This is a genomic window from Stenotrophomonas lacuserhaii (assembly GCF_039674585.1).
Classification (GTDB): Bacteria; Pseudomonadota; Gammaproteobacteria; order Xanthomonadales; family Xanthomonadaceae; genus Stenotrophomonas; species Stenotrophomonas pennii_A.
The window spans coordinates 1-14,173 of the sequence record NZ_JBDJNU010000061.1; the positions used below are offsets into that span (position 1 = coordinate 1).

15 protein-coding genes, 1 tRNA gene and 1 pseudogene are annotated in these 14,173 nt (G+C 66.8%); 8 read left to right on the forward strand and 9 right to left on the reverse strand.

Annotation, left to right across the window (positions count from 1 at the left end; translation table 11 throughout):
• Positions 1-221: 221 nt before the first annotated feature.
• The 6 genes from tolB to ABE522_RS16580 all read left to right on the forward strand — a co-directional run bounded on the left by tolB (position 222) and on the right by ABE522_RS16580 (position 4,612).
• On the forward strand, positions 222-1,541 hold the full coding sequence (tolB, locus tag ABE522_RS16555) for a Tol-Pal system beta propeller repeat protein TolB (RefSeq protein WP_346592640.1): 1,320 nt from the start codon (positions 222-224) through the stop codon (positions 1,539-1,541).
• A gap of 64 nt (positions 1,542-1,605) precedes the next feature.
• Positions 1,606-2,121 carry a peptidoglycan-associated lipoprotein Pal gene (gene pal, locus ABE522_RS16560; protein WP_346592641.1) on the forward strand — a complete coding sequence of 172 codons (516 nt, stop codon included), beginning with the start codon at positions 1,606-1,608 and terminating at the stop codon, positions 2,119-2,121.
• A gap of 3 nt (positions 2,122-2,124) precedes the next feature.
• Positions 2,125-2,943: a tol-pal system protein YbgF gene (gene ybgF, locus ABE522_RS16565; protein WP_346592642.1), complete on the forward strand. Its 819-nt coding sequence runs from the start codon at positions 2,125-2,127 to the stop codon at positions 2,941-2,943.
• Positions 2,944-3,019: 76 nt separating this feature from the next.
• Positions 3,020-3,718: a 7-carboxy-7-deazaguanine synthase QueE gene (gene queE, locus ABE522_RS16570; RefSeq protein WP_346592643.1), complete on the forward strand. Its 699-nt coding sequence runs from the start codon at positions 3,020-3,022 to the stop codon at positions 3,716-3,718.
• A gap of 76 nt (positions 3,719-3,794) precedes the next feature.
• Positions 3,795-4,460: a 7-cyano-7-deazaguanine synthase QueC gene (gene queC, locus ABE522_RS16575; protein WP_346592644.1), complete on the forward strand. Its 666-nt coding sequence runs from the start codon at positions 3,795-3,797 to the stop codon at positions 4,458-4,460.
• A gap of 76 nt (positions 4,461-4,536) precedes the next feature.
• Positions 4,537-4,612, forward strand: a tRNA-Lys gene (locus ABE522_RS16580).
• A gap of 47 nt (positions 4,613-4,659) precedes the next feature.
• On the opposite strand, the gene ABE522_RS16585 is transcribed toward ABE522_RS16580, so the two are convergent.
• Positions 4,660-4,917, reverse strand: coding sequence for a hypothetical protein (locus ABE522_RS16585; protein WP_346592645.1), 258 nt, complete (start codon positions 4,915-4,917; stop codon positions 4,660-4,662).
• 265 nt (positions 4,918-5,182) lie between these two features.
• Here ABE522_RS16585 and ABE522_RS16590 point away from each other — a divergent pair, with 265 nt between their 5' ends.
• Entirely contained in the window at positions 5,183-5,482 is a 300-nt protein-coding gene (locus ABE522_RS16590) for a hypothetical protein (protein ID WP_057687320.1), read from the forward strand.
• Between the two features lie 44 nt (positions 5,483-5,526).
• Here ABE522_RS16590 and yghX read toward each other — a convergent pair whose 3' ends face one another.
• The 3 genes from yghX to ABE522_RS16605 all read right to left on the reverse strand — a co-directional run bounded on the left by yghX (position 5,527) and on the right by ABE522_RS16605 (position 7,797).
• Positions 5,527-6,414, reverse strand: coding sequence for a YghX family hydrolase (gene yghX, locus ABE522_RS16595; RefSeq protein ID WP_346592646.1), 888 nt, complete (start codon positions 6,412-6,414; stop codon positions 5,527-5,529).
• Between the two features lie 71 nt (positions 6,415-6,485).
• Positions 6,486-6,905: a response regulator gene (locus ABE522_RS16600; protein ID WP_042613812.1), complete on the reverse strand. Its 420-nt coding sequence runs from the start codon at positions 6,903-6,905 to the stop codon at positions 6,486-6,488.
• 118 nt (positions 6,906-7,023) lie between these two features.
• Positions 7,024-7,797, reverse strand: a complete 774-nt coding sequence (locus ABE522_RS16605) for a CPBP family glutamic-type intramembrane protease (RefSeq protein ID WP_346592647.1) — start codon at positions 7,795-7,797, stop codon at positions 7,024-7,026.
• 154 nt (positions 7,798-7,951) lie between these two features.
• Here ABE522_RS16605 and ABE522_RS16610 point away from each other — a divergent pair, with 154 nt between their 5' ends.
• Complete coding sequence (locus ABE522_RS16610; protein ID WP_057687323.1) at positions 7,952-8,299, forward strand: TFIIB-type zinc ribbon-containing protein; 348 nt, start codon at positions 7,952-7,954, stop codon at positions 8,297-8,299.
• A gap of 5 nt (positions 8,300-8,304) precedes the next feature.
• Here ABE522_RS16610 and ABE522_RS16615 read toward each other — a convergent pair.
• The 5 genes and pseudogenes from ABE522_RS16615 to recQ form a co-directional block, all read right to left on the reverse strand.
• Positions 8,305-8,820 (reverse strand): annotated as a pseudogene (locus ABE522_RS16615) (N-acetyltransferase family protein).
• Between the two features lie 57 nt (positions 8,821-8,877).
• On the reverse strand, positions 8,878-9,819 hold the full coding sequence (locus ABE522_RS16620) for a copper resistance protein B (RefSeq protein ID WP_346592648.1): 942 nt from the start codon (positions 9,817-9,819) through the stop codon (positions 8,878-8,880).
• Positions 9,816-11,672: a copper resistance system multicopper oxidase gene (locus ABE522_RS16625; protein WP_406846384.1), complete on the reverse strand. Its 1,857-nt coding sequence runs from the start codon at positions 11,670-11,672 to the stop codon at positions 9,816-9,818. Before ABE522_RS16625 ends, ABE522_RS16620 begins: the two co-directional genes overlap by 4 nt.
• A 47-nt stretch (positions 11,673-11,719) precedes the next feature.
• On the reverse strand, positions 11,720-12,103 hold the full coding sequence (locus tag ABE522_RS16630; RefSeq protein WP_346592650.1) for a CopL family metal-binding regulatory protein: 384 nt from the start codon (positions 12,101-12,103) through the stop codon (positions 11,720-11,722).
• Positions 12,104-12,188: 85 nt separating this feature from the next.
• Positions 12,189-13,997: a DNA helicase RecQ gene (gene recQ / locus ABE522_RS16635; RefSeq protein ID WP_346592651.1), complete on the reverse strand. Its 1,809-nt coding sequence runs from the start codon at positions 13,995-13,997 to the stop codon at positions 12,189-12,191.
• Positions 13,998-14,173: the final 176 nt, after the last annotated feature.

Here is a 14,173-nt window from a genome sequence, read left to right on the forward strand (position 1 = left end):
ACCGTTGGTCGTCACGCCTTGGACAGGAAGAGCGTGACGACCAACGGTCGTCACCCACCGAAGCCCCATCCACCGAAGCCCCATCCACCGAAGCCCCGGCATCCACCGAAGCCCCCGTTACCTCGTACCGACCTTGCTTTCACACCGGTCTGGTTCATGATTGCGAAACCGTTCACCCCGTTCCTGCTATCCCTCGCTGTGGTTCCTTGACTGAGCATTCCATGAAAAAGATGCCCCGCTGGATGGTCGCGTTCGCGGCCCTGTTGCTTCCCTTTGCCGCGCTCGCGCAGCAGAAGGGCCTTGAGATCGACATCGTGGGCGGCAGTGCCTCGGCCACGCCGATCACCGTCGTGCCGATGCCCTACGAGGGTTCGGCCGCTGCGCCGCAGACCGACGTGGCCGCGGTGATCCGCGCCGACCTGGACCGTTCGGGCCAGTTCCGCACGCTGCCCGAAGCGCAGATCGTGGAAAAGCCCACCCGCGGCGGTGACATCCAGTTCCCGACCTGGCGCGCGCTGAAGCAGAACTACATCGTGGTCGGCCGCGTGCAGGACGCCGGTGCCGGCGCGTACCGCGTGGAGTACGAGCTGTATGACGTGCCCAAGGGCGAGCGCCTGCTGGGACTGGCGATGACCGCACGGGGCAACGCCATGCGTGATGTCGCCCACCAGATGGCCGATGCGATCTACGAAAAGATCACCGGCGTGCGTGGCGCGTTCTGGACCCGGATCGCCTACATCACCGCCAGCGGCCGCGGCGATGCCATGCGCTACGCGCTGATGGTGGCCGATTCGGATGGCTACAACCCGCAGACCATCGTGCGTTCGGCCGAACCGCTGCTGTCGCCCTCGTGGAGCCCGGATGGCGGCAAGCTGGCCTACGTCAGCTTCGAACGCGGCAATTCGGCGATCTACATCCAGAACATCGCCACCGGCGCGCGTGAGCTGGTGACCAGCTTCCGCGGCATCAACAGCGCCCCGGCGTTCTCCCCGGACGGCCGCAAGCTGGCCCTGACGCTGTCGCGCTCGGGCAACCCGGAGGTCTATTCGATGGACCTGGGCAGCAAGCAGCTGACCCAGCTGACCAACCACCTGGCCATCGACACCGAGCCGACCTGGGCGCCGGATGGCAGCGCGGTGTACTTCACCTCCGATCGCGGCGGCCGTCCGCAGGTCTACAAGGTTTCCGCGGGCGGTGGCAGCGCCGAGCGCGTTACCTTCCAGGGCAACTACAACGCCAAGCCGTCGGTTTCCTGGGACGGCAAGAAGATCGCCGTGGCGCAGGGCTCGGGCAACAGCTACAAGGTCGCGATGATGGACAGCTCGCTGGGTTCGCCGCGCTGGAGCACGCTCTCCACCGGTTCGCTGGATGAGTCGCCCAGCTTCGCGCCGAACGCCAGCATGGTGCTGTACGCCGCACGCGAAGGTGGCCGCGGCGTGCTGTACGCGGTGTCGGCAGATGCCCGTGTGCGCCAGCGCCTGGTGCTGGCCGATGGCGATGTTCGTGAGCCTGCATGGTCGCCATACCGTACCAAGCGCTAAAAGAGTGTTAATATTTTCCGAGATTTACCCCATTCACCGGCTTAGGAGCCTCAAAGGTATCGCCATGAACAAGACCACCAAAGTTCTGCTTGTTTCCCTGTTGTCCGTGGCCGCCCTGGCCGGTTGCTCGAAGAAGGTGAAGGAACAGCCGGCTGCGCCGGTCGACACCGGCTCGACCACCCAGCCGACCGGCCCGTCGACCTCCGGCCTGTACGGCCCGGGCGACCTGGACACCGATGCCTGCCTGCGCCAGCGCGTTGTGTACTTCGACCTGGACCAGGATTCGGTCAAGGACGAGTTCCAGGCGATCATGGCCTGCCACGCCAAGTACCTGCGTGACCGTCCGTCCTCGCGCATCACCCTGCAGGGCCACACCGACGAGCGCGGTTCGCGCGCGTACAACCAGGCCCTGGGCGAGCGTCGTGGCAACGGCGTCAGCTCCGCGCTGCAGGCCAACGGTGGTTCGGCTTCGCAGCTGACCGTCGTGTCCTACGGTGAAGAGCGTCCGGTCTGCACCGATTCGAGCGAGTCCTGCTGGTCGCAGAACCGTCGCGTCGAAATCGTCTACACCGCGCAGTAATCCATGCGCATCGGCATCAACCTGATGCTGGTCGTGGCGGCAGCCTTCATGGCTGCCGCCCCGGCGTACGCGCAGCGGCAGAGCCTTGCCGACCGCGTCGGCGCGATCGAGCAGCAGCTGTACAACAACAGTGCCAATACGGACCTGTTGAACCAGATCACCCAGCTCCGCCAGCAGGTCGGGCAGATGCAGGGCACGATCGAACAGTTGCAGCACGACAACGCCCAGCTCAAGCAGGGCAACCAGGACGCATTCCTGGACCTGGACGAACGCCTGAACCGCCTTGAAGGTGGTGCAGCACCGGTCGTTCCGTCGGCTCCCGGTGGCAACGCACCGCTTCCGCCGGTCCCGGCCGTGCAGCCTCCCGCAGCGGCCACTTCAGAGCGGCCGCCTTCGGTACACGGTGATGCAGGCAGCCTGGCGATCAGCGGCGATGAGCGCACCACCTACAACGTCGCCTTCGATGCATTGAAGGCCGGCAAGTACGATGACTCCGCGCAGCTGTTCCTGAGCTTCCTGGAGTTGTACCCCAGCGGTGTCTACGCCCCCAATGCGCTGTACTGGCTGGGCGAAAGTTATTACGCCACCCGCAATTTCCCGATGGCCGAGCAGCGTTTCCGTGAGCTGATCTCGCGCTATCCGACCCACGACAAGGCCTCCGGCGGCCTGCTGAAAGTCGGCCTTTCCCAGTTTGGCGCAGGCCAGGTGGAGCAGGCCCAGCAGACCCTGGAATCGGTCGTGGCGCAGTACCCCGGCTCGGACGCCGCGCGCACCGCGCAGGACCGCCTGCAGTCGATCCGCCTGGGCCAGCAGATCCGCTGAACCCCGCGCGGGTACCCGCTTTTTGTAGAGCCGAGCCATGCTCGGCTGCTTTCGTTTCAGGTCCCCGGAATTCCGCATGAACGCAACACCCGCCAACGCCGTCGCCACGCCCAGTGACATCGTCCAGTCGCCGCTGCCGCGGCTGAAGATCACCGAGATATTCACTTCGCTGCAGGGCGAGGCGGATACCGCGGGCTGGCCCACCGTGTTCGTGCGCCTGACCGGCTGCCCGCTGCGCTGCCAGTACTGCGACACCGCCTACGCCTTCCATGGCGGCACCTGGTGGGACATCGACGATATCGTGGCCGAGGTGCTGGCCCAGGGCGTGCGCCACGTCTGCGTGACCGGTGGCGAGCCGCTGGCGCAGAAGCGCTGCCTGATCCTGCTGCAGAAGCTGTGCGACGCCGGCATGGACGTTTCGCTGGAAACCTCCGGCGCGCTGGATGTGTCCGAAGTGGATCCGCGGGTATCGCGGGTGGTCGACCTGAAGACGCCAGGCTCTGCCGAGATGGCGCGCAACAAGCTGGAGAACCTGCCGCTGCTGACCGCGCGTGACCAGGTCAAGTTCGTGATCTGCAGCCGTGAGGACTACGACTGGGCCAAGGCCATGGTCGTCGAGCACCGCCTGTCAGAACGCACGATGGTTCTGTTCTCGCCCAGCAAGGGCGAGATCACCGCGCGTGAACTGGCTGACTGGATCGTCGCCGACCGGCTGCCGGTGCGCTTCCAGATGCAGCTGCACAAACTGCTGTGGAATGACGAGCCGGGCAGGTAAGCTGCCGCGTCGTTCCTGCTTCACCCCGGCGCGGGACAGCGTGCTGGCTCCCCTCCCCAAACCGGATGATTCACCCATGAAGAAGGCAGTCGTGCTTCTCTCCGGCGGCATGGATTCGGCCGCCGTCATCGCCCTCGCCCAGGAACAGGGCTTCGCCGTGCACGCGCTCAGCGTGCGCTACGGGCAACGCCACACCTCCGAACTGGATGCCGCCGCGCGCGTGGCCGCTGCCCAGGGCGTGATCCTGCACAAGACCGTGGACGTGGACCTGCGCAGCATCGGCGGTTCGGCATTGACCGATGACATCGACGTGCCCGAAGCGGGCGGCGCGGGCATCCCGGTCACCTACGTGCCGGCGCGCAACACCATCATGCTGTCACTGGCGCTGGGCTGGGCCGAAGTGCTCGGCGCCAACGATATTTTCTGTGGCGTGAACGCGGTGGACTATTCCGGGTATCCGGATTGCCGCCCGGAGTTCATCGCCGCGTTCCAGGCGCTGGCCAACCTGGCCACCAAGGCGGGCGTGGAAGGGGCAGGCATCACCGTACACTCGCCGCTGCAGTTCCTCAGCAAGGCGCAGATCGTCAGCGAAGGCGTGCGGCTGGGCGTGGATTTCGGGCTAACGGTGTCGTGCTACAACGCCAACGCCGAAGGTGCCGCCTGCGGCCACTGCGATGCCTGCCGGCTGCGCGCGCAGGGCTTCGACGAGGCCGGCATCGCCGATCCCACCCATTACGCCTGACATGCGCGGGCGCTTCACCCCGGCGCCCGAATCAGGGTAGAATGCACGCCCCCGGTGCAAAGCCGGGGGCAGCAATGGGCCGTTAGCTCAGTTGGTAGAGCAGAAGACTTTTAATCTTTTGGTCGATGGTTCGAATCCATCACGGCCCACCATTGCAGGCAGCATCAACAAAGCGCCCCCCAAGGCGCTTTTTTTTTGGCTACAAGTGGTCGAAATCAAACTCAGGCTGGCGCGGTAGCCCGGTTGGACTGGAATCGCCGCGCGGGGCGATGTAGTTGATGACCGACCACAGGGCATAGACCAATGTCGCTGCAGCCAGTGCCTTGCCGCCCAGCTGCAGTGCGCGCTGGGTGCACGGAATCGGCGTCTGCCTTCGGTTCGGCGGCGGCTCGCGGTTCTGCACCATCTCCAGCAGCAACGTGTCGTTTATCTGCGCGATCGAGGTGCCGTCGGACATCTGTATCACGACCGACGCCCGCCGCAGGGCGGGGCGATTGGCATCGTCTGGTCCCACTGTCTGCATTGGTTCCCTCCCGCAGCATGTTGCTGCAGGCTGGCAGGACATCCCTTGACCAAGCTACAAAAAATCGCTCAGTGCCAAGCAGACGGCGTGGTCACTCCGTGCCGTTACGTGATCGGCCAAGTTTCGTTTCCTGCGTCTCATTCAGAGCTGACATGGCAGGCGAGTATGGTCAAGGTTGGTTCGGGAGGACAGCACACAGATGGCGAAGTACGAACGGCAGGACAACTCTGAAACACGCTGGTTGAGTTTCAGGCTGCGCAACGGGCAGTCGATCGCGCCAGCCAAGCTGCGTGCCGGCTGGGCGGCCGCCGCGGCGGTGCCGGGCATCTCGGTACGTCGCGAAGATATTGAAAGCGGGACGGTGGTCTACGCCCTGTACGGCCCCAGCAGCCTGGGCGCACCGCAGGTGGCGGAAATGCGCATGCGACAGTTCCTGATGGACGAAGGCTACACCTTCACCATGGGCACCCTCGGCGCACGGCCGGGCATCCGGCTCTGATCCGCTGAAAGGCGATGCCGGGCAACGCCCGGCACCATTGCGCATCACGCCAGATACTTTCGGAACCATCCCAGCGTGCGGTCCCAGGCCAGCGCGGCGGCAGCTTCGTCGTAGCGCGGCGTGGAATCATTGTGGAAGCCGTGGTTCGTGCCGGGGTAGACGTAGGCCTCGTACGTCTTGCCGGCCGCTTTCAACGCCGCCTCGTAGGCCGGCCAGGTCGCATTGACGTTGTCGTCTTTCTCGGCGAAGTGCAGCAGCAACGGCGCCTTGATCCTGACCACATCGTCAGGCTTGGCCTGACGGCCATAGAACGGCACTGCGGCATCCAGTTCCGGATACGCCACGGCTGCTGCGTTGGACACCCCGCCGCCGTAACAGAAACCGGTGATGCCGACCTTGCCGGTGCCCAGGGCGGACGCGCGCAGGTACTCGATGGCGGCGAAGAAATCATTCATCAGCTTTTCCGGATCGACCTGCGCCTGCAGTTCGCGGCCACGTACGTCGTTGCCCGGATAGCCCCCGACCGAACTCAGTCCATCCGGCGCCAGCGCGATGAAGCCGGCCTTGGCCACGCGTCGGGCGACGTCTTCGATGTACGGATTCAGGCCGCGGTTTTCGTGCACCACCACGATGGCAGGCAGTTTGCCGGCTGCCTTGGCAGGTTTCACCAGATAGCCGCGTACCTGGCCATGGCCATTGGGCGAGGGATAGGTGATGTACTCGGCGACGATGTCCGGATCGGTGAACTGCACCTGCTGGGCCAGCGCGTAATCCGGGCTCAGCGCCGCCAGCAGGGTGGTGGCGGCCACGCCGGCCATCGCAAAGGCGGCAGCGCGGTCGAGGAAGTCGCGACGGCTCAGGCGGCCATGTACATAGCCGTCATACAGTTCCAGCAGGTCCGGATGGAAATCCTTGGCAGTCAGTCGGGTCACGGGCGCAGCCTCTGCGAAAGCGGTGCGCTGAATCTAGCACCGCTTCGGCGGGCACGCCCGTGGCGGGCCGCTCAGGCGGCGCGCGGCGCGTCGTGCGGCAGGCCTTCACCGGAATGGCGGAAGCAGATGCGGATGGCATCGAGCAGCTCGCTCATGTTGTACGGCTTGGGCAGGAAATGGATGCCCTGGTGCAGCAGCGGCAACACCTCGTGCTGGCACATGCCGGAGGTGACCAGGATCGGCAGGCGCGGGAAGGCCGCACGCACGCGGTTCGCGGTTTCGATGCCGCTGATGCCGCCCAGGCAGACATCGGTGAACAACATATCGAAGCGCTCGCCGGCATTCAGCAGGCCCAGCGCGGCCTCCGCCGAACTGACCCCGACCACTTCACAGGCCTGGCTTTCCAGGGTGAGGCGGCTCAGCTCAAGGGTCTCTTCGGAATCTTCGATCAGCAGCACTCGCGGCTGCACATTCTGCTTTGACAACAACATGACGCACGGGCTCCGTGACACGATTGGAACAAGGGCGGCGGAGGCTCCAGGCCCCAGCGGCGCGCAAGTATGCGCGGGCGGTGGGTGAGTCCGGCGTGCAGGAATCGGTAACGTCCGGTTACAACGCGGCGGCGCGGCGTGCACGTGGCGGCAGCAGCGCCCACAGCAGCAGCACGGACAGCGCAGCCACGCCAAGGCGCAGGCCGATGCCGTGCCAGCCCATGGCGATGGCATCCGGCACGGTGATCAGGTTCCAGGCCAGGTTCAGTGACACGTGCAGGGCCAGGCCACTCCACAGGGTATAGCCGTCCAGGCGGTTCAACACGGCGAACACGAAGCCGCCGAGGCCGGTAACCGCGAACACCAGCGCGGCCATCACCCCGCCTTCCGGCCCACCGAACCCCAGCCAATGGACGGCGCCGAACAGCACCGCCTGCACGCTGGCGGCCAGCCACCAGGACCACCCCAATACGCGCTGGGCGAACACGAAGCCGAGGCCGCGGAACAGGATTTCTTCGGCGAGCGGAAACAGCAGGGCCGACATCAGCAGCGCAAGCAGGTCGATGTCGGTGGCCAGCGCGCCCAGCCACCACAGGCCGATCCAGCACGGCACGGTGGCCAGCAGCACCAGCAGCGGTCCACGCGCGCCGTTCCCCTGCAGGCCCAGGCTGCGTGCCAGCGAACGTCCCGGTGCCAGCAGCACGGCCGCGGTCAGCAGGGCGAGGGCGGTCGCCAGCAGGTTGTCCAGCAGGCTGCCGCCGAAGGGCATCGGCAGGGCGGGGATCGGCGTGCCGATGGCCTTGGCGATATCGCGCACCCACAGCCCGAGCGCGACGGCGAGCAGCAACGCGACAGAGGCCGGCAGGACCGGAAAGCGGGAGGTCGTGTTCATCGGGGCATCCTTGCGCGGGTCATGCGGCACTATGCCGCCGCCACCGCGCACCGGCATGCGCCGGAGGTCCATGTGCCGATCGTCAGGGCTGTTGCCATGCAGTCATCGGCGGGCGGTTACAGTGCAGGTCTCCCCCCTAGCAGGAGCGCCAGCGATGCTGTGCCCCGTTTGCAAGACCCAGGCGCTGACCATGTCCGAACGCCAGGGCATCGAGATCGATTACTGCCCGCAGTGCCGTGGCGTGTGGCTGGACCGTGGCGAACTGGACAAGATCATCGAACGTTCGGCATCCGCGCCGGCCGTGCCGCCGCCCGCACCGGTACAGGCTGCGGCCCCGGCTTACAGCCAGCCGCCACCGCCGCCGGTGGCCGTGCAGCACCGCGATACGCGCCACCTGGGCCAGCGCCACAACGACGGCTATGCGCAGCAGGGCCAGTACAACCAGCATGGCTACAGGAAAAAGAAGAAGGAAAGCTTCCTGTCGGACCTGTTCGATTTCTGAGGCAGTCAGGCGGGGCGGTGGAGGATGTACTCGCGGTCACGCGAGTCGCCGACGACAAACTCGTACTCGCCCACCTTGTGGCAGCCATGGCGCGCGTAGAAGCGCTGCGCGCCGTGGTTTTCCGACCATACGCCCACCCACAGGGTGCGCCGTGACGGGCTGTCCAGTCACTCCAGGAACGCGCCCATCAGGCGCTCGCCGTGCCCCGCATTCTGGTGGCTGGCCAACACGTACAACCGCTTGAGTTCGATGTCTCCGGCCGCGGCCAGGGGATGCGGCAGGCTGTTCGGGCCGGCGGACAGATAGCCCACCGCGCATCCATCGACTTCCAGCAGCCACGCTGCAGCGTGCGGGTCAGCCAGTTCGGCGCGTTGTGGGGCCGGGCTGTAATGGGCCTGCAGGAAGGCGTGCAGGTCCTGCGGCGGATACGAATCGCCGAAGGTTTCGGTATAGGTGGCGATGGCGATGTCGGACAGTGCAGCGGCATCGTCCACGCAGGCGCGGCGCAGGATGGTGGGCATGGCCCATTGTAGAAGGCCCCGGCACACAGCGTGCACCGGAGCCTGCGGCAACGCGTCCTAGAACCACATCCTGACGCCGGCCACCCAGCGCGTATCACGCACATGGTCAGCTTCGGCGTGGTCGGCGGTATCGCCGAACAGGCGCTCATGGGTGAGGCCGATGTATGGCGCGAAGCGGCGGCTGAACTCATAGCGCAGGCGCAGGCCCGCTTCGATCTTGTTGAGTCCGCGCCCGATGCGCTGTGCCGGCTCATCACGTGCGGCCAGCGTGGCTTCGACCATCGGCTGAAGGATCAGCCGGTTGCTCAGCAGCACCTCGTATTCCACTTCCGCGGTGGCCATCAGCTGGCCGCCGGAGCCGGCGTACAGCGTGGCGGAGGTTTCGAACTTGTACGGCGCCAGGCCCTGGATGCCCAGCGCGGCCCAGGTGCGCGAGTCCGCCGGCCGGAAGTCCTGCTTCACACCGGCCAGCACGTCCCACCACGGGGAAATGCTGCGGCCGTACAGCACTTCCAGGTCCGCCGCATCGGTGCGGCCGCCGCTGCGTTCGCCTTCGCTGCGCAGCCACACGCGGTTGATGTCACCGCCGATCCAGCCGCTGGCTTCCCAGGCTTGGCCGGTGCCATGGCGGCCGTCCCAGTGCTCCAGCCGATTCACCTGCAGCAGGCTGTTGATGGAGGGGGCGTGCTGCATGGCGGCGTGGTCGATGGCGGGGAAAGCCGCTGCACGGTCGGCATCGGTAACCGCGGGAACCGGCTCGCGCGGCAGCACGGCAGCATCATGCCGCGCGTGGACCATCTGCGAATGATCCATGCCGGAATGGTCCATCTTTGAATGATCCATCTTTGAATGGTCCATCGTGGAATGGTCCATCTTCGAGTGGTCCACCACCGACGCGGCAGGGGCGGCGTGGTGGTCATGCGACTGCGCCAGCGCGGGCAACGCCGCCAGCATCGCCAGGCCGATGGCACTGCGCGCCAGGTTCAAGGAGACGCTCATTCTTCGATCCTCACTTCGCGCATCATGCCCGCTTCCATGTGGTACAGCAGGTGGCAGTGGAACGCCCAGCGGCCCAGGGCATCGGCGCGCACGCGGTAGCTGCGGCGGGTGCCCGGCGGCATGTCCACGGTGTGCTTGCGCAGCTGGAAATCGCCCTGCGCATCTTCCAGGTCACTCCACACGCCATGCAGGTGGATGGGGTGCTGCATCATGGTGTCGTTGACCAGCACGATGCGCATGCGCTCGCCGTAGTTGAGCCGCAGCGGCTCGGCGCCGGCGAAGGGGATGCCATCGAAGGACCAGGCGAACTTCTCCATGTTGCCGGTGAGGTGCAGTTCCACCTCGCGTCCCGGCTCGCGCCCATCGGGGTCTTCGAACAGGCTGCGCATCGCGCCGTAGGTCAGTACCTGGCGGCCGTTGTCGCGCAGGCCGATGCCCGGATCGTCCAGCTTCGGATCGGTGGCGCTGCTCTGCATGTCCACCAGCGGATTGCCGCGCTCGCTGAGCGGGTGGGTGACCTTCGTGGGCAGGGCGGCGCCTGCACTGTGCGCCCCGTGGCCGGCATGTGCGCGGTGATCCATCGCCGGCATCGCGTGGTCCATGCTGTGTCCGGACATGCCGCCGTGGTCCATCGCATGGCCCATGTCGTGCCCCATGTCGGCCATGGTCAGCAGTGGACGCGGGTCGCGTGCGGGCACCGGTGCCTGCAGCCCGTGGCGTACCGCCAGGGTGCCGGCGGCAAAGCCGGTGCGGCCCATGTCCTGGCAGAAGATCGTATACGCATCCTGCCCGCTGGGTTCCACCAGCACATCGAAGGTTTCGGCCGGGGCGATGCGGAACTCGTCGATGCTGACCGGATGGATGTACTGCCCGTCGGCGGCGACCACGGTCATCTTCAGGCCGGGGATGCGCACGTCGAAGTAGGTCATCGAGCCGCCGTTGATGAAGCGCAGCAGCACTTTCTCGCCGCTGCGGAACAGCCCGGTCCAGTTGCCCGCCGGCGCCGTGCCGTTCATCAGGTAGGTGTAGGTATGCGCGTTGACATCGGAGATGTCGGTCGGGGTCATCCGCATCCGGCCCCACATGCCGCGGTCGGACAGCGCCGCGCCCCAGCCATCGCGGCGCGCGTCGCGCAGGAAGTCGGGCAGGGTGCGCTTGTAGTAGTTGTCGTGCTCGGCCAGCTTCTTCATGCGCCGGAACAGTGCGCCGGGATCCAGGTCGGTCCAGTCCGAAAGAAGGATCACGTGTTCGCGATCAAACGCATACGGCGGCGGCTGCGCCGGGTCGATGATCAGCGCGCCGTACAGCCCGGCCTGTTCCTGGAACATGGAATGGCTGTGGTACCAGTAGGTACCGGACTGCTTCAGGGTGAACCGGTAGTGGTAGGCCTCGCCCGGCGCGATGCCGTTGAAGCTGAGGCCGGGGACGCCGTCCATGTTGGCCGGCAGCAGGATGCCGTGCCAGTGGATCGACGTGGGGTGGTGGGCCAGCGTGTTGCGCACGTGGATGTCCACGGTCTGGCCTTCGCGCCAGCGCAGGATCGGCGCAGGCAGGCTGCCGTTGACAGTGATCGCCGGACGGGTGCGGCCGGTGAAATTGGCCGCCGATTCGCCGATCGCCAGTTCGATGTGGGAGTGGCCGAGGACCTGCGGCGCGGTGGCCAGGGCAGGGCCGGCGGCAGCGAGCGCGCGCGCGGGAAGGCCGGTGGCGGCGGCCCCGGCGACCACGCCACCGGCGGCCAGCCCCTGCACGAACAGGCGGCGTGACGGTTGGGCCGGGTGGCCCGGACCATTGGAAGAAGAAAAACGCATTGTAGGAAACTCCAGACGCAGGACATCACCGGTCCGGCGCAGCGCGCGCGGGCCAGCATCGAGTCACGCCACGGGCGTGGGCGTTGGAATCAGCCGATCGGAGGGCGTTGGATGCGTGGCAGCGCGGGCGTTGGATGGCCCGGTGCATGCTGTTGCAGGGGACGCGTGCCCGCGTAGTCGGCGGCAAACAGGGCAAGTCCTTCGGCGGCCAGTGCCGGTTGCTGCGCGCAGGTACGCACGCAGTCCTTCAGCTTGCAGTGCGCATCGTCCGGCACTGCCTGGGTCTGGTGATCGTTCGCGTGTGGCGGCTGCAGGCCGGAGTGTGCCGCGGCGTGCCCGTGGCATGGAGGCGCTGCGGCGGGGGCCGTTTCAGGCGCATCCATGCGGTGTTCTCCGGCCATGGCCGCGTTCAGTCCGTTGAGCAACAGACTGATCATCAGCATCACGCGCAGCAGGAGGGAGGCCACGGACATGGCACTACCTTAGCCGGATCGGCGGATCGATGCAGCTTTGCCTGAACCGCCGGTTCAACCCGGGAGCAGCACAAGGCATCCGCCGTCAGCCTTCTTCACGCACCACCTCGATCAACTGCGGGCCGTAGCGCGACAGCTTGGTACCGCCGATACCGCCGACCCGGGCCAGTTCGTCCAGCGACGTCGGGCGCTGTTCGGCGATGTTGCGCAGGGTGCTGTCGTGGAAGATCACGAAGGCCGGCACGTTCTGCTCGCGGGCCAGCTCGGCGCGCAGCCCCCGCAGCGCGTTGAACAGCGCCAGGTCCTGCGGCAGCACCGACAGGCCGCTGCCGCTGCGCTGGGTGCTGCGTTCGCGGCTGCTGCTGGGGGCGCTGTCGCGGCGCATGCTGATCTGCCGCTGGCCCTTGAGCACGTCACGGCTGGCGTCGGTCAGGCGCAGGCCGCCGTGGCCGGCGGTGTCCACTTCCAGCACGCTGGTGGCCACCAGCTGGCGGAACACGCTGCGCCAGGTCCGCGCGTCCAGGTCCTTGCCGATGCCATAGGTGCTCAGCTTTTCATGGCCGCTCTGGCGCACCTTGTCGTTCTCGCTGCCGCGCAGGATGTCGATCAGGTGGCCAACGCCATAGCGCTGGCCACTGCGGTACACGCAGCTGAGCGCTTTCTGCGCCGGGATGGTGGCATCCCAGGCGGCCGGTGGGGTCAGGCAGTTGTCACAGTTGCCGCAGGCCTGCGGATAAGTCTCGCCGAAGCCGGCCAGCAGCACCTGGCGCCGGCATTGCATGGATTCGCAGTAGCCCAGCAGGTGGTCCAGCTTGGAGCGCTCCAGTTGCTTGCGTTCTTCCCCGGCCTCGGACTGTTCGATCATCTGCTTGAGCAGCACCACGTCGCCCAGGCCGTAGCACAGCCAGGCTTCGGCGGGCTCGCCGTCGCGGCCGGCGCGGCCGGTTTCCTGGTAGTAGCCCTCCATGGATTTGGGCAGGTCGGTATGGGCGACGAAGCGCACGTCCGGCTTGTCGATGCCCATGCCGAAGGCGATGGTGGCGCACATCACGATGCCGTCCTCACGCAGGAAGCGGCGCTGGTTGTTGGCACGCACTTCGGCCGGCAGGCCCGCGTGGTAGGGCAGGGCGGTGAAGCCCTGGCTGCACAGGAATTCGGCGGTTTCCTCGACCTTGCGCCGCGACATGCAGTAGACGATGCCGGCCTGGTCGCGGTGGCTGCGCAGGAAGCCGGTCAGCTGCTGTCGCGCGTTGTCCTTCTGCACCACGGTGTAGCGGATGTTGGGGCGGTCAAAGGAGCTGACGAAGTGGCGCGCCTGGGCCAGGTCGAGGCGTTCGGCGATCTCGCGCTGGGTCGGTGGGTCGGCGGTGGCGGTCAGCGCCAGCCGTGGGATATCCGGCCAGCGCTCGTGCAGCACGGTGAGCTGGCGGTATTCCGGGCGGAAATCGTGGCCCCACTGCGACACGCAGTGCGCTTCGTCGATGGCGAACAGCGCGATGCGGCTGCGCGAAAGCAGGGACAGGAAGCGGCCGGTCAGCAGGCGTTCGGGGGCGACATAGAGCATGTCCAGCTCGCCGGCCAGCAGGTCGCGTTCGACGCGCGCGGCGGTCTCGCCGTCCAGGGTGGAGTTCAGGAATTCGGCGCGCACGCCAAGCTGGCGCAGGGCTTCGACCTGGTCCTGCATCAACGCGATCAGCGGGGAAATGATGATGCCGCAGCCGTCCCGCAGCAGGGCCGGGACCTGGTAGCAGAGCGACTTGCCGCCGCCGGTGGGCATCAGGACAAGGGCGTCATGGCCGGCAGCGACGTGCTCGACGATGTCCCGTTGCGGGCCGCGGAAGTCGTCGTAACCAAAAACGCGGCGGAGCAGCTCGTGCGCGGGACTGGAAGGCATCCCGGTAGTTTACCCGTTCGGGCGGGGTGCTGTTCTGCGCCGCGTTCTGCGCGAACGTCAAAAGCGGCAGGGCTGCGGGTTGGGCGGGGCGGGGTGGATTGGCGGGGGACGGCAACAACCGCATCCTGCGGGCCTCGTTTCGCGCCAACCAAGGCGCTCAACCGGTCTCTTATAAA

Coding starts and splice junctions, on each gene's coding strand:
- tolB (WP_346592640.1), top strand. CDS start 222: ATGAAAAAGATGCCCCGCTGGATGGTCGCGTTCGCGGCCCTGTTGCTT.
- pal (WP_346592641.1), top strand. CDS start 1,606: ATGAACAAGACCACCAAAGTTCTGCTTGTTTCCCTGTTGTCCGTGGCC.
- ybgF (WP_346592642.1), top strand. CDS start 2,125: ATGCGCATCGGCATCAACCTGATGCTGGTCGTGGCGGCAGCCTTCATG.
- queE (WP_346592643.1), top strand. CDS start 3,020: ATGAACGCAACACCCGCCAACGCCGTCGCCACGCCCAGTGACATCGTC.
- queC (WP_346592644.1), top strand. CDS start 3,795: ATGAAGAAGGCAGTCGTGCTTCTCTCCGGCGGCATGGATTCGGCCGCC.
- ABE522_RS16585 (WP_346592645.1), bottom strand. CDS start 4,917: ATGTCCGACGGCACCTCGATCGCGCAGATAAACGACACGTTGCTGCTG.
- ABE522_RS16590 (WP_057687320.1), top strand. CDS start 5,183: ATGGCGAAGTACGAACGGCAGGACAACTCTGAAACACGCTGGTTGAGT.
- ABE522_RS16600 (WP_042613812.1), bottom strand. CDS start 6,905: ATGTTGTTGTCAAAGCAGAATGTGCAGCCGCGAGTGCTGCTGATCGAA.
- ABE522_RS16605 (WP_346592647.1), bottom strand. CDS start 7,797: ATGAACACGACCTCCCGCTTTCCGGTCCTGCCGGCCTCTGTCGCGTTG.
- ABE522_RS16610 (WP_057687323.1), top strand. CDS start 7,952: ATGCTGTGCCCCGTTTGCAAGACCCAGGCGCTGACCATGTCCGAACGC.
- ABE522_RS16620 (WP_346592648.1), bottom strand. CDS start 9,819: ATGAGCGTCTCCTTGAACCTGGCGCGCAGTGCCATCGGCCTGGCGATG.
- ABE522_RS16630 (WP_346592650.1), bottom strand. CDS start 12,103: ATGTCCGTGGCCTCCCTCCTGCTGCGCGTGATGCTGATGATCAGTCTG.
- recQ (WP_346592651.1), bottom strand. CDS start 13,997: ATGCCTTCCAGTCCCGCGCACGAGCTGCTCCGCCGCGTTTTTGGTTAC.